The 15,622-nt window shown below is 37.2% G+C and carries 10 protein-coding genes; all 10 read right to left on the reverse strand.

Features of this window, described 5'->3' with window-relative positions:
* Window positions 1-42 precede the first annotated feature (42 nt).
* Complete coding sequence (locus JOE44_RS19100) at window positions 43-609, reverse strand: hypothetical protein (protein ID WP_209786805.1); 567 nt, start codon at window positions 607-609, stop codon at window positions 43-45.
* A 9-nt stretch (window positions 610-618) separates the two neighbouring features.
* Window positions 619-1,116, reverse strand: a complete 498-nt coding sequence (locus tag JOE44_RS19105; RefSeq protein WP_245169814.1) for a hypothetical protein — start codon at window positions 1,114-1,116, stop codon at window positions 619-621.
* A gap of 35 nt (window positions 1,117-1,151) precedes the next feature.
* Window positions 1,152-3,905, reverse strand: a complete 2,754-nt coding sequence (locus JOE44_RS19110) for a hypothetical protein (protein ID WP_209786807.1) — start codon at window positions 3,903-3,905, stop codon at window positions 1,152-1,154.
* On the reverse strand, window positions 3,898-4,698 hold the full coding sequence (locus JOE44_RS19115) for a DUF3324 domain-containing protein (RefSeq protein ID WP_209786808.1): 801 nt from the start codon (window positions 4,696-4,698) through the stop codon (window positions 3,898-3,900). Before JOE44_RS19115 ends, JOE44_RS19110 begins: the two co-directional genes overlap by 8 nt.
* A 104-nt stretch (window positions 4,699-4,802) precedes the next feature.
* A complete protein-coding gene (locus JOE44_RS19120) occupies window positions 4,803-5,381 on the reverse strand; it encodes a hypothetical protein (protein ID WP_209786809.1) in 579 nt (192 codons plus the stop codon).
* Between the two features lie 188 nt (window positions 5,382-5,569).
* The gene (locus tag JOE44_RS19125; protein ID WP_209786810.1) at window positions 5,570-7,915 is read right to left on the reverse strand and encodes a phospholipase C, phosphocholine-specific; all 2,346 of its coding nucleotides are present in this window, start codon (window positions 7,913-7,915) and stop codon (window positions 5,570-5,572) included.
* Window positions 7,916-7,997: 82 nt separating this feature from the next.
* Window positions 7,998-9,494, reverse strand: coding sequence for a SusD/RagB family nutrient-binding outer membrane lipoprotein (locus JOE44_RS19130; protein ID WP_245169815.1), 1,497 nt, complete (start codon window positions 9,492-9,494; stop codon window positions 7,998-8,000).
* Between the two features lie 20 nt (window positions 9,495-9,514).
* A complete protein-coding gene (locus JOE44_RS19135; protein ID WP_209786811.1) occupies window positions 9,515-12,673 on the reverse strand; it encodes a SusC/RagA family TonB-linked outer membrane protein in 3,159 nt (1,052 codons plus the stop codon).
* Between the two features lie 308 nt (window positions 12,674-12,981).
* Window positions 12,982-14,586, reverse strand: coding sequence for a hypothetical protein (locus JOE44_RS19140; protein WP_245169816.1), 1,605 nt, complete (start codon window positions 14,584-14,586; stop codon window positions 12,982-12,984).
* Between the two features lie 145 nt (window positions 14,587-14,731).
* A complete protein-coding gene (locus JOE44_RS19145) occupies window positions 14,732-15,520 on the reverse strand; it encodes an SDR family oxidoreductase (RefSeq protein ID WP_209786813.1) in 789 nt (262 codons plus the stop codon).
* Window positions 15,521-15,622 lie beyond the last annotated feature (102 nt).

Genomic DNA, 15,622 nt, shown 5'->3' on the forward strand with positions numbered 1-15,622 from the left:
AGTAATTATGATGTAAGGATCAGGATGGCTTTGGCGTATTTTTTAATTTGCTCCTATGGTAAAAACGACTTGTGTACTATAAGCTGCAGCAGGAATCGTCACAGAAACTCCACCTATTTCCAATTGTACACTAATAGCAGAATAATTTACACTGTTGCTAACACCTAAAACACCACTAAAGGTAATTGTTGAAAGTGTTACGGCCGTGGCTTGTGGTATTTCAATATAACTAAGGCCACCGTTAATAGTTGCTGTACACAGTACACAAAGACCATTGATTGTTGCCGTTCCTCCACTCCTTTTTGCATAAAGTTTCAGAGAACTGTTCCAGGAAGTTGGAACATGCTGCATACTGATTTTAGCTCCGGAGCTGCCCAGTAAATTTAGAAAAGACCCTGGTAAAAAACCTGATAATGTTAACAGACTGGGATTGTCATAAGTTCCGGTATAGTTATTTCCAGCTTCTGTAATGGTAGGTACGCTGGCTGTCCAGCTGGTTCCGGCAATATTTATGGTTTGCCCTTCAAGAAAACTTCCCATTATTAAAGGAATAATGTATAGATATCTTTTTAAGAACTGTTCTTTGAGAAAGGGACTTTTGACTTTCATTTTCTAATTTTATTCTGTGATGGTATAAGTGATGACAATTGCTGTATTGGCCTGTGCCTGTAAATTGGCATACGTATTTGTGGCCAATGAAATAGTAAGGGCATGGCCGTTATTCGCTCCATTTCCTGTATATGCTCCTCCGATACCGCTAATTATAGTTGTGGGAGTTGTGGTGAGAATAACCTGTCCTGAAGATGTTCCCAGTGTTCCACCTCCAGCTCCGGAAGCTGCCGCTGCCTGAATCCTTATATTCACACCTGCAATAACTTTATTTACTGAAGCTGTAATTCTTCGGGTAAGCCCTCCGGAAGTAATGGCGGAAGTATAATTGACCCATTTTGATGTATTGGGAGTGGGAGCTCCCAGGGCATTTCCAGCTTCAGTAGGAGGTGTGAAATTTAACGTAATACTTCCTGTTGGCTCAATATCCATTAACGTTACCACGGGCAATGTTAAGCTGACAGTAGTACTCGCCGAGGTTTGGGAATAGATTGAACCGGATATCATAACCGATGCTATTAATACTATGGAACGGATCAGAATCATCTCTTCTTTTTTATTTCATTATATCCTACTTTCAAGGATTCCTGTTGGTATTTGATTTCTATCTGCTGTTTGACAACATTGATGCTTAATTTCTTTGTTTCTAAAGGTTTTAAAGTAAAAAGAAATTTATCTGTCGAAATTTTATAGCGCTTATCCAATCCATTGCGGTACACTTTAACGGTCCAGTCTCCCGGGCGGAGATAAGTAAAATCAAAATCTTCCCCGATATAACATATCTTCCGAAAAGTCTGATCATTATTGGTGGCTTCCACAATAATGCTTTCTCTTTTCTTCTTTCCTTTTAGTGTTTGTATCTGCGCTAAATCTATCTGATCTTTCTCTCCCGTATCCAGAAACTGAATATGTCCCTGAACATTGGCAGCTGTGGTTAATCCGAAATTGAAAGTATTATCCTTATTCACCAGGGAAAGGGCTGCAGGAAAAGTTTGGGTTGGAATATCATTAATTTCCGTAGTTGAACGGTCTATTTCAAGGAAGTAATTCCCCGGAATAACATTTTTAAATATATAATTTCCCTCTTTATCTGTAACGGACAGATAACTTCCCAGCATTAATCTAATGCCTTCCGTCTTTTTGATCCCTAAATTGCTGATATTTCCTGACAGCGAAATATATTCCGCAGTTTTCTGTACCGGAATATGAGGACGCCATGTATAACGCATGGAGAAAATGAAATCTTTATTCCCAATTTCTCCTCTTTGCAATGAATATCTTCCCGAAAGGTCAAGTTCATTTCCGGGAAATAACTGCTGATGAAAAAGAAGTTCAAACAGATTTCTGTCTTTAAAATATTCTTCAGGCATATAATTGTTCTGATAAAAGATGCTTAAGCTGGTCTTATCAGAAAACTGACTGAAGATTCTTGCTCCATAATAAAAATTTTTCTGATTTTGAAGCTGATACCTTGAGCTTATGGCATAACTTCCGAAGATGTTAAAGGTTGTTCTGAATTTTTGAAATGAAAGATTCGCAGAATAAAAACTTGAATTACCATTAAATCCTGTCAGATAATTATCTGTTTTACCGAATTGCCCATCCAGATTTACCTGAAACATTCCTACCTGCTGATTAACACTCACCTTGAAGTAACGTTCATAATAATCAAACTGTTTAGGTTCTAAACGGTCTTTATAGGTTTGATACCCATTCGTAAGAATGACGAAACCGGTAGGCAGATATTTGTACTGTACTCCATATTGCAAATATTTTCTGTAAGGTGCTGCCAGTAAAAGGGTATCTCTTTGGAAATTTTTGGCATCCTGCATATAATTGGCAAATACACTGATCTTTTTGGTGACATTATAGTAAATATTACCGTTGATGGTATTGGTATTGGTAAAATATCCGGCAAAATCAGGACTGGCTCTCATGTACATTAAGCCTGCGTTCAAATTTTTAAAAACAGCATCTGCCTGTAATAAATAAGCTGTTCCATCTGTTTTTTGTGTAGTGCTGTAGGCCAGCTCTCCGGAAATGTTTATATTTTTTGAAACCTTGAATTTTCCTTTAGCATAAGGAAGATGAGCATCAGAGTCTAGCCTGACATCTGTAAAACGGATTTCTCCCTGCCGCGGAGTTTTGTAAAGATATCCTACAGTAATTTCAGACTCTTTTCTGATTTTAAAGGCGGAATAGAAATTAAATTCATCTTTGATATCTCTGAAAAACCTTGGATGATTATAGAAGCCCCCAAAGCTCACTTTATTAAAATCATAACGGATCTCCGCTCCACGACCATACCTTGCAAACTCCGTAAGATAAGATGAAGAATACGATTTATCACCAAGATGAATATACAATTGATCCCGTTTATAGTTCACAAAATATTCTTCATATTGGGTGAATGTGTTGAGCTCTACAGGATTGTGGGTAACGGCTCTGAACTCAATCTGATTTTTGTTGTCTTTATCAAGTGTTCCTTTACCGTAGATTTCCCCCTGAAAACCATCGTTATACACTCCCATATTCTGCATTCCGATGAAAGATAAGGAGAGGGCAACAGGAAGTCTGTGATAAATATCTTTTTCAGAGGGTTTCGCTGATATCACCTGAGTACTTACATAGACATCCTGATTTTCTTTAGGGTTACCCTTCGAATATACAAAAAGGTTTAGATTCTGAAATTCATTCTGAGCGAGTTCAGGACTTGTTACTTTATGAATAGTGACAATCTTTGATTCATTGGAGGAAAGCACTAATGATGACTCATGATCAACGATTGCATTTTTGCTTTCCAATACAATGTTTTCGGTTATATTACCATTATTTTTGATAAGGAAAGAAGCCCGGATGGTTTCCCCAGCTCTTATGAATTCAGGAGTATTCAATGGGGTAACCAAAAGATTTCTGTTTCCGGAAACGATGATTTTTGAGTTTTTCGTAAACGATATTCCATTATTACGATCGGTAATATTCAATATGACAGAATAAGTACCCTGTCCGGTTTCTGTTCCCACACGTAAGGGTACCAGGTATACCGAGGTTTCATGAGGAGGAATCTGAAATTCTCCTTTTACTAAAATAGGATTGATAGACGGACTTGATGTACTAACTGAAATATCATATGTTTTGGTTTCAGCTGAATTATTTTCTAAAGTGAAGGGAATAGAAGTAGACATTCCCGGCATTAAACTATCTTTTTTACTGATCAATCGGTTGGATTGCTCTTGAGAAAAAATAAATACCGGGAATAATGTTATGATAATAAATAAAGTCCAAGTTCTAATCATTTTTTACTTCTAGTTCCACATTGAGTGCAAAAGCATTCTCCTCTTCATCGGTCGCTATGATCGCTGCTTTGTATTGAGCAGGGGGTAATTTGCTGATATCAATGTAAAATGTTTTGGAGGTGCCTGGGAGCAGCCCCATTGTTAAACTTGAATAAGTACCCACCTTTTCGCCTGTTTTGTGGTTGTAAACTTCAATGGTGGCTGTGGGCTTACAGTAAAGATTACCGTTATTGGCTATTGCTACCTTTGCGGTTTGTTTTCCCTCTATTTTTTCCACCTTTACACTTTCAAACTTAAGATCCGGTTTAGCCTTTTCTGTTTCAAAATCTGTAATAACCTGAATGGCATATCGTATAATAGAAGTGATACTCACTCCTGGTTTGCTGTCGCTGGGCTTTATCTCTTCTACGGGTTCTATAATAATTACGCTCCAATAGCTTCCGGGATCCATGGCCTGATTGGGAACTGTTATTTCATAGAATATTTCAGTCTTTTCTTTACCTTTAAGCGTAACAAGATTGGTATTGAGCTTTAGCCACTCGCCGTTACTGCGTGTATTGGTATGTAATGCTGTATAATTGGTCGTTCCGTCCGCATGGTAGGTATAATCCTGTAAAAATATTTTTACACTTTGAGGAGTACTGCCTGTGTTTTCAATGGCAACTTTTCCTTTATAAATCTTTCCGTTTTCTATTTTATAAGAATGCGTAAGCCCGTTGAGAATCACAATACCGGCATGTAAAAAGCTGAACTGCAAAATCAGGGTGATCAAAAGAAGGATACGCTTTATCATGATATAAAGTTTGGAGTTAAATCATTAATAATACAAAGCCAGGAAGAAACTGAATAACAGTTTCTTCTTGTTTTTGAAACGCAGAATAGAATTTTAATTAAATTCTAATTATCTGATATTGTATAAGTAACGGTAGCAGCAACAGTAGCTGTAGCCTGTAAATCTGCGTAAGCGGCTACCCCTCCAGGACCACTTCCTGCAGCAAGTGCATAGGTAAGATTGTGACCGTTATTAGCTCCATTTCCTGTATAAGCACTTCCAATACCAGAAATAATAGTCTGGTCAGTACTAGTTAATGTAAGCAGACCTGCAGAAGTTCCTAATGTACCTGCTCCAGCTCCGGTGGCAGCAGCAGCAGTTACGTGAAGATCAACTCCAGGAATGATAGCGTTCATTTTTACGCTTACGTTACGGGTAGGATCTGCCACAGATTTAATAGAAGAATAATTAAGCCACAAAGTAGTGTTGGCCGCAGAGGGAAGAATGGGATTTCCTGCTTCCGTAGGAGCTGTAAATCCAAGAGTAATGTTTTTTGTGGCAGATGGTTCAATATCTACCAATGCAACTTCGGGAATAGAAATGGTAACCGTATGGTTATCTGTAGCGAGGTCTTGCGCGCTCAGATTCCCGGATAGAGCTAATGCAAATAAAGACGCTGCAATAGTTAAATTTAGTTTTTTCATGATGCAAGTAATTAGTTAAGTGAATATAACAAAATTCAGAATAATTTGAGAAAAATATATTATAATTTTTATATTAACAATTATTTATCGTATGTAATGCATTATACTTAAAATATATTTTAACACAATAAGTCAAAAAAAACCTGTACAAATTTGTACAGGTTTTTTATCAATATTAAAAGAAATTTTTATGCCCAATGCGGATCAGAAACAGAGACTTTTCCGGTCTCTATACGTCCGGCAAAGTGCCACAGATGCTCGTTTGATGTTATTTTCAAATCATACCACCCTTTAAATTTATCAAGATCAATAATTATTTTTTCTTCTGATTTTTGTACAGAAATTGTTTTTTTATTTTTTGTGTACAAATCTTCCAGATGAATGGAGAAATTTTTCTTTTTGGTATTTCTTATCGTCAGTTCCACTTGGTTTTTAGCGGTCATATTCTCTAAAATTATCTCCATTTCCGGTGAAATACTTCCCTGAAATTTCCTGAAAAAGCCATTGGGACCGAAGATTTCATAATCATAAGCTCCGGAATGTACAGCATGGGATAACTTTTGCATGGAATATAGGGCATATGAAAAATGATAATCCTTACTGTCGAATTGAGTCCTGTCATACACCAAAAGCGGAACACCGTTCTCTTTTAAATTGGACATTTTTATCTGTTCGCCTTCTAAATTGACATGGAAATGATACGGCAGTGGATGAGATGGTTTCAATCCTCTTTCCTGAATTTCAAGCAAAGTGTTTTTAAGTTCATTTTCAGCATACCATTTCAGATGAGGAACCGGTTTATTTTTGGCGGCATTGATGGTTTTAGCATACTCTTTCTGATTCAGATAATCCATCTGTGGCGCTTTTACGCTGGTAGAATTGAAGGCAGAGGTGAGATCACCACATACCGCTCTTCTCCAGTCACTGATATTGTCAACATGCACATCCTTTTTGAATTTTTTCATGATAAATTTCTCCAGAAACTGCAGTACAGAAGTGTGATCCGATACTTCGGAATTTACAAACCCTCCTTTCGTCCATGGGGAAGCGATGATCATTGGAACCCTGTAACCCAATCCAACGGTTCCTTCAATTTTTTCATAATTTTTTAAAGAAGGATTGCTCATGTATTCCTGAGATTGATCCACATATTCCACGCCTTCTTTTCCGTTCATATCCACAGGCTGACTTGGGTTCATGGGTGGAGCGAAAGGCAGAACATGATCAAAATATCCGTCATTTTCATCATAATTGATGATGAATATGGTTTTTTTCCAGGTTTCAGGATCTTTGGTCAGAATATTCAGAACTTCAGAAATATACCATGCTCCGTACCAAGGTGATCCCGGATGGTCTGAAAAATGTTCAGGAGCTACCAGCCATGAAACCAATGGAAGTTTTTTCTCTTCCACATCTTTACGGAACCGGAACAGAACATCACCCTCAGGAACAACCAGTCTTTCTCCATTTTCATCCTTTCCGATTTCCAGTTTCCAGTAATCAGGATCATTAGAGTTGGTGGTAAATGCTTTTTCGTGAAGGTTTTTTTCCTCTTTTGAAAGTTTGGAATAATTATCCGGATGATATTTTACCTGATCTTCCTGAACCTCAGCCATCATGGCTTCCAGTCTTTCTTTCTGATTAGGATTTTTTTCAATTTCCTGTTTCAGATAGGCTATGATATTGGGGATATTCTGATAATATCCTTTTGAAAACTTAACATTGAATTTTGAAAACCACTCAATCGGGTTATCTGTAAAATTACTTAACCAGGCTTCCTGCTCGCCGGACATTCCTTTTGGAAGACTGATTTCATTCTGATAAATTCTCCACGAAACATTCTGCTCTTCCAAAATTTCAGGGAAACTCTTCCATTTTGCCTGTCTTGCTTTATCATAATCAATGTTTTCATTCACAACATTGGCTTTTACCTTTCCGTTTTGTTGTTCTCTCAACGTTCCGGACCAAAGAAATAATCTGTTGGGAGTTGTTCCGGTAAGTGAAGAGCAGAAATACTGATCGAATATGGTAAATGCATCCGCCAGCTGATAGTAAAAAGGAAGGTCTTCACGGTTATAATACCCTAATGTAAGCGGAATATTTTTATAATCTTTATTTCCTGATGCTTTAGCCTGAAGCCACTGATCGTATTTTCCTTTGTTCAGTGCTTTCTGCTGATCGGCCCATGAGTGAGGCAGTGAGCTCATCCATGTAGATTTTGTATTTCTTAAATCCAGTCGGGCAGGAGATGCATATTTTCCATCATCATTCTTTTGAAAAAATACGGAATGTCCATCCTGCTTTACAAATGCTCTTTTATCCAAAAATCCTCTAACTCCTTTGAGTGCCCCAAAAGCATGATCAAATGAACGGTTTTCCTGCATCAGGATTACGACATGTTCTGCATCGTAAAATGTAGACTGTGCAGCCGGATCAATAGCTAAAGCTTTTAAAATGGAAGGATGGAGAACACTTGAAGTTCCTAATCCTGCTAATAAAAGACTTGATTTTTCTAAAAATTCTCTTCTGTTCATGTTCAATCGTAATAAGAAAGAAACCGCAAGTTAATAGGATTTTCCTGCAGTTTCTTTGTTTTCTATAAAAATAATCAGTTTTTTATTGTAACCACCAAGGTTTGGAATTGATATTGTCATTTCCTCCGTACTGGGCTGCCAAAGCAGTTTTTAGATTAGTACTGTTATAGCTGTATTCAGATTGTGGATATCTGAACCTGAAAGGAGCCGCCACTCCTGCTTTTAAAGGATAGTTTGGATAACCCGTTCTCAGATAGTCATAATAAGAAGTCCATTGTGCCTGATGGAACATGGTCATGTATTTTTGAGTCATGATTTTTTCAAGCTGTGTCTGCAGAGGATCAGCATTATTGTAAACTACCAAAGGAGTCGCCAGATATTGGTTGATATCAAATCCTGAGAAATATTGTCCCGGATTTTTTACATACGTTTGATAAAAACTGAAACTTGCCTTGATTGCATTATCATAATGGGTTTTTGCAGATCCGGAAATCCAGCCTCTTGCCGTAGCTTCGGCCAGGATAAACTCAAGTTCTGAATAGCTTAATACAGACGCAGGTTCGTTGGTGGGATCTTTATAAAAACGGTCATTTACTTTAGAGATATTTTTTGCCGTGATCAGTGCTGCATTGTCAGAATATGGGGAAGTAGGATTTCCGCCGTTATATCCTGTATAATCTGTGATGGCTTTCCCGGCTTCTTTTGCTCCTGTAGTCTGTGCTGCAAAAGTAAATAAACGGGGATCATGCCTGTCTTTGAACATATTGATAAAGTAATCTGCCATATATAAACTGGAACCATATCCGCTGTTGTTAAACATAGTATATCGGCTGTCTGCTGCATCGGCAAATTTAAGCTCACCATTATCTGCAATAGAAGTCATCAAAGACTGGCTCCCTGCAATAGAAGTAAATTCTGTAGCAATATTATAATTTCCTACTGTCGTTTTTTTCGAAAGTGTGATTAAAACTTTTAGACGGAATGAGTTGATCAGTTTTTTCCACTTTAAAGCATCACCGTTATATACAATGTCACCTTCAATTTTGTCGTTGGTATTAATAAGATCATTGGCTTCTTTTAATTCTGATAAAATTCCGGACATAATTGCTTCCTGCGTGTCATACTTAGGTTGTGTAATGCCTGATTCGCCCTTTGCCGCTTCAGAATAGGGAGCACTTCCCACTTTTAAACTGATATTGAAGAAGTGATAGGCTCTCAAAAATTTACCAATGGCAAGATAATTTTTATTTCCTCTTTTCTCTGCTTCCTGCATCATTTTTCCTGTATTCAGAAGTCCTTTGGTATAGACTTCAAAAGAAGCATCATTCCATTTCATATACTGGTAAGAATTTTCGCCATCAGTACCAATCATCATTCTTGAGGCATACATATTATCACCATTTACCTGGAATGTATATTTTTCAACGAAGGTCAGTAGATATTTAGGATCAATGCTGGCCTGGTCATTAGGGTTTTCATTGATTTTATCAAGGTTGGATTCACATGATGCCAATGTCAGAAGTCCTGCAGCAAAGATGCTCTTCATTACCCCTTTTACTATATTACTATTATTTTTCATTGTCTTGACGTACTTTTTAGTTAAAACTTAAGATTAAATCCGATTCCGAACCATCGGCTGGACGGATCCTGAATATCATTGGTGATATCTTCTTTTCTTCCGCTTCTGATCTGGAAATCAGGATCGGAGTAAAGGTTCTTTGATTTTTTCCACATCGCCAGGTTATACGCTGAAATATTAGCGGTGAAACCTTTTACCATTCCTTTTGGATTCAGTAATGAAGAGAAATCATATTCCAGAACTACAGATCTAAGCTTGATAAAGGTTCTGTCGAAAACGTTGGCAAACTCCTCACTTTCGTCCTGCGTTACTCTTGCCTGGTATGGATAATTCTGTGCCCAGTCCTGGAAACTTATCGCTTTTGTGTGTGGAGTATAAAGGCCGGTAGCCGGATTGTAATTAACTCCATCCGGTACAAAATAATAGGTTCCCGGATTAGCATACTCAAGATCTCTGTAGGCTACAGAATTTGGATGCTTTCCGCCCCACCACATTTTTTCTACGACCTGTGACCTCATCACACCTCCTATGCTTCCGTCAATTCCTATATTTAAAGTAAATTTCTTGTATTTGAATGTGTTGTTGAAGCCGAAAGTCCAGTCCGGATTAAAGTGTCCCAGGTTGCTTGGTGTATTGGCTCTTGTAGGCATTCCTGAATTGGCATCAAGGATAACTTTTCCGTCCGGAGACTTTTGCCAGGTATAATCATAATAACTATCCATTCTTTCCCCTAACTTAATATTATTATAGTTCGGCATATTGTCATAAATGGAAGTCAGTTTTTGTTCGTAAGTACTCCAGTTGATCAGGGTTTTCCAGGTAAAATCGGCAGTTTTTACAGGAACCATACCCAGGGAAACTTCAAATCCTTTTGTGGTGTATTCGTTTCCGTTTACATATTGGGAGGTGAAACCTGATGACTCTGCCGCCGGGAACTGAAGAATATTATTATAGTCTAATGTTCTGAAATAAGTGGCGTCTAAGGTAATTCTGTTATTCAGGAAACCTGCACTTAAACCTAATTCATAGGACTTTGTCTGTTCCGGTTTCAAAGAGTTTTCTATATTCAGAGTCGTTGGATAATAATACGTAGGATTTCCGTTGAAAGTGATTCCCTGATTATTCAGATAATAATTTCTGATGGAATAAGGCTGGAAGTCATAGGCTACTTTTGCCCATGAAGCGGAAAGTTTCAACATGTTGATAGATTCCGGCAATTTTACCAGGTTTGAAATCACAGCACTGATGGAAGCCGAAGGGTAGAAGTAAGATCTGTTGGCTTTAGGAAGCGTGGAAGACCAGTCGTTACGTCCTGAAATATTGATGAAGAAAGCATTATACAACCCGATATCAATCGTTGAATAGGCACTGTAAATCAGTTTTTCCTTCAGATAAGTGTAATTTTTAAGCGCTCCGATTGAATTTTCAAAGGTGTATACTTCAGGAATTTTCAATCCATCTGTAGACCTTTCATTGTTATTGTTTTTATAATAAAAAGCTGAAGCTCCGGCATTGATTGTAAAATCAAAGTTTTCGGATATTTTTTTCTTATAAGTTGCCAGTACATCATAGTTGAGGTTCCATGTTTTATTATCTTTCAAAATATAACCTCCACTTCTTGGCGCACTGTAATTGAAATAGGAATAAGGACTCAATACTTCCGTTTTGCTGTGGTTTTCCACAAGAGATATTTTCCCTTTTACCGAAAGATCCTGTGTAGCTTTATATTCTAAACCTGTCTGTGCATTGATGATATTGGTTCTGTTCTGATTCTTATAATATTCCGCTCCGAACCATGGGTTATTGTACCATGCATAGTTCCAGTTGGCCTGTGCCCTTCCTTCTCTTCCGGGAATCCACATGTGGTTTTTCAGTGCATTGCCGTCTACGTCACCTCCCATCCATATCAAAATGGTGTACATGTGTCCGCTTGGGTTGTAATCGTAGTTGGGAATATTAGGGGTGAAAGCCTGGTTGAAATTGAATTTCGTATCAAAAATTAATTTATCTCCAAGATGATTTTCAGAGGAGAAATTAATTCCATACTTCTGAAGATAGGAATTCGGAACTCTGTCATCATAATTCATGAAATTTCCGGAGAATCTGTATACATCTTTGTTATTTCTGTAGCTGATCGCAAAGTTGTTATTATTGATCACCGCAGGTTTTAAGAAAGTATTTAAATTGTCATGATATTTCCAGTCGATCGGAACTCTTTCATATCTTGATTTGTCGTCATACTGAGTTCCTGTCACAGCTCCGTACCATGGAACTACCTGTCCTGTTACTTTATCTCTGATTGGGCTGTTCCATTGGGCTATCTGTAAACCGGGAACAAATTTTGGTCCCCAGATCATATCTCCGTCATTAACTCCACCATCAGCTCCGTCCCAGAATTCATATTTTCCGTGAGAACCGTTACCATATTCAGTCTGGGTTTTTGGAAGATTCGTAAATCCTGCCGTAATCATGGTATTCTGAGAAAATTCTACAGAGAAGCCTTTCTTCTTAGCGGTTTTCGTTGTAATTAACACTGCTCCGTAACGTCCTCTGGAACCATACAGAGCCGAAGCAGTAGCTCCCTTCAGTACGTTAATATTTTCAATATTGTTAGGATCTAAATTCTGGAAAACTTCCTTTTCTACAATCACGCCGTCAATAACAAAAACCAGATTGGAGTTTCCTCTCAATGTAAACTGTGGTGCCTGCTGCATTCCCGTCGGATTGGAAACATTCAAACCAGCTACCTGTCCGGAGAATAGATTTCCAATACTTGGAGTGGTGATTGTTTCAAACTGTTTTGTTCCTACTTCCTGAGTGGAATACCCGATTTTTTCTTTCTTCTTGGCAATACCTAATGCGGTAATGACAACGCCTTCAATCTGCTTTTCGTTTGGCTTTTTTAAGACAACAGAATACTGTTTTTTTGAAGAAACCTCAACGGTATAAACAGAAAAATCAGGAGCAAAAAACTCAAGAATGTCTTTGGGGTTTGCAGAAATGGTGAAATTACCATTTTGATCTGTAGTAGCAGTCTTTCCTGTATTTTTATCAGTGATGTTTACACCGGAAACACTAGAGCCATTTTCTGATTTTACATTTCCGGAAATATTGATTTCCTGTGCGGAAAAATATAGAGGAAGTAAAAAAACGGCAAAAGTAGCTAGAGTCTTCTTCATTTTTTTTGAAGGCAAATTTAGGAGAGCACTGTTACCTGTACTTTAATGATGTATTAAAATAAAAATACGATTTAATATTTTTTAACATGAAGAATTAATAGAAAAGTAAAATGGGAAATATCCTTTGTGTATGGATTTTTGTTTTATTATACTATATAAGGTAGGAAGCTGGGAGAGGAAGCTGGAAGTCGCTATCGTGTTATAAATTTCTGAGCAGTCAATGTTAATCTTTACAATAAAAATAACAGGATAGTAAAACCGGGACATCAATAACTTCGATCTTCCAGCTTCCCTCTTCCTTTCTTTTTTTAGAACCTGCTCAGAATTCCCCAATGAATTTTGATATCATTAAATTTAAAAGGATTTCCAAATTCGTTACCATTAGACAGCTGGAAACTCATCAAACCGATAGGAATGAAGAAATTGAAACCGAGCCCGACACTGTAGAGCTTAGGTTTTACCTTGAGGGATTTATTATTGAGCTGTCCATATTGTCCAAAGAAATCGAAGAATGCCTGATTGCCGATCAGATAGCGGTATTCCAGGCTTCCGTAGTAGTAGAAGTCGGCAGCAAGAGAGTTTTCATTAAATCCCCGCATGGAATTCCAGCCTCCAAAACGGTATAATTCATTCGCAGAGAATTCTATTTTAGAATCCATCATTGCTCCTTCTCCCTTGATGTTCAGAAAGTGGTTTCCTGAAATGTGGTAGTTATGTTCTCCAAAGAAATAAAACTGGTTTTGATTGGCTTTAATATTATCCTTAGAGTAGGTGGTTGTTAAAAAATCATATCCGGCATTGATCCTTGTCTTATAAAGGAAAAGATCAATATCGGTGGGCTCTGTCATTTCATACCATATCCCGATTCCCTTTTTGTTGTAGTCTTTTCCCTGAACGTATAAGGTATCAATAATTGTTGAGCTTTCCAGGGTTGCTCTTAGACCTATTTTGTTCCGGTTGTTGATGTGATAATAAAAGGCTGGAAGGAATTTTACATTGGCAAAAGTAGAATCCTGACGATAGATATTTACTTTTGTATCCATTCCGACATTCGATTTGAACAGGTACGGAATGTCCACCCGAAGATCAAAATTCTGTCCTTTATCCGGGTTTCTCTGCCAGTATAAATTGACGGTTTCAAAACCATTGAACATATTCCTGAAATTGACATTCATCGTTCCGTTTAAGGTAAACTTGGAAGTTTTGTCATTTCCAAATCCGATGACCCCGTCAAAAGTATTGGTTTTCTTCTTTTCCAAAAACAGGTAAATACTGGTAGAATCTTTCGTAAATAATGTTTGTGGCTGCCGTTCAAGCGTTAGAAAAGGATGGCTCTGAAAGGTTTTATTAATAGCTAAAAGGTTTTTGTCATCATAATTTTTACCTTTAAATTCCTTTTCAAGATTTTTGATGAACCTTTTAGGAACTTTTTCATATCCTTTAACGACAAATCCGTTGATCGATCTTTTATCATTTTTATTGATGTCAAGTTCTACAATAGGATAACCATTCTTCTGCCCTTTATATTTAGATTTGATTCTGCTGAAAGAATAACCTTCATCAATATAGGCTTTGTTGATACTTTTCTTGGTAGAATCTAAGTTCTTAGTAAAAAAATCCTTCTGAATTTTCAGTTTCTGAACAAGAGAATCCGTAAGATTGACATAGGTTTGATTAAAATTCTTCCCTTTGTCATAGAAAATTTCAGTGCTGTCACCCTTTATTTTTACGTCTTTCAGTTGGGTGAAGAAATAATTGCTTTGGGCTAATGAATCCAGAAATTTGACTGCAGAGGTTGAATCTTTTACTTTTTTTCTGATTTTAGTTTCCGTATCAATCAGCCAATATTGTTTCTTCTGCGCTTGTGTAAAAACGCAGAACAGTACAAAAAATATTTTTAAAAACAGTTTCAATCCCAAATGTATCTATACCAGGCAAACGATAGAATTAAGTGTAGTAAAACTTAAAGCAAAGCTTATCTTAGTGATTCTTTACAACTTAATTTTTCTTAATGGTTTAAAATTTTATATTATTAAATAACTTTCTATACAACTGAAACTAATCCAGTTTATTATACTTCTTCATTAAATTCTCATAAGTTCCCTGCGGAAGAATCCATTTCAACGGAACCCCTATTTTCTGCCCGAATTTACCAAAATAATAATGAGCTTTCCATTTATTTTTTGCTAAAAGCTTTTCAATATATTCTGCTACTTCCAATGGATCAGTTCCGTCATTCACATGAGAATTCATCAACGCATATACTTTGTCAAAAATATTTTTATAAGGTTGGGAAACCTGTGCTATCACTCTGTTGTCTGCAATATTGGTTTTAATATCTCCCAAATGCAGAGAGCATACCTCAATATTCCATGGATAAACTTCATATCTCATTGCTTCTGTCACTTTATCCAGTGCTGATTTTGATGCTGAGTAAAATCCGCGGAAAGGCAGTCCCATTTCACTTCCGATACTGGAAACATTGATGATTTTTCCAAATTTGTGCTCACGCATTTTCGGAAGAACAGCACTCATCATCTGGACAGGTCCGGCAAGATTAAGGCTAAAAAGCTTCAGAATGTCTTCCTTCGTAGAGTCTTCTACTGCTCCTACCATACCCATTCCGGCATTATTAATTAAAACATCAATTCTGGTTTCTGTTTTTAAAACCTCAGCGATGGCATTCTGAACAGCTGTGTTATCAGTAACATCTGTAGGGATGGATCTGAAGTACTCACTTTCCGTATGTTTTCTGCTTAATCCGTATACTTGATGTCCTTTTTTACCAAAATATTCGGCCAATGCAAACCCGATTCCTGATGAGGTTCCTGTAATAATGATGGTCATTGAATTCGTATGATTTTTAATGTTTTAATTTCCCTTCTGATACTCACCAGAATGTTTTTAATGGTCTGGGCTCAAAAGTAAAATCTATTTTCAGCAAATGTA

Origin of the sequence: Chryseobacterium sp. PvR013 (genome assembly GCF_017833095.1) — a bacterium.
GTDB lineage: Bacteria > Bacteroidota > Bacteroidia > Flavobacteriales > Weeksellaceae > Chryseobacterium > Chryseobacterium culicis_A.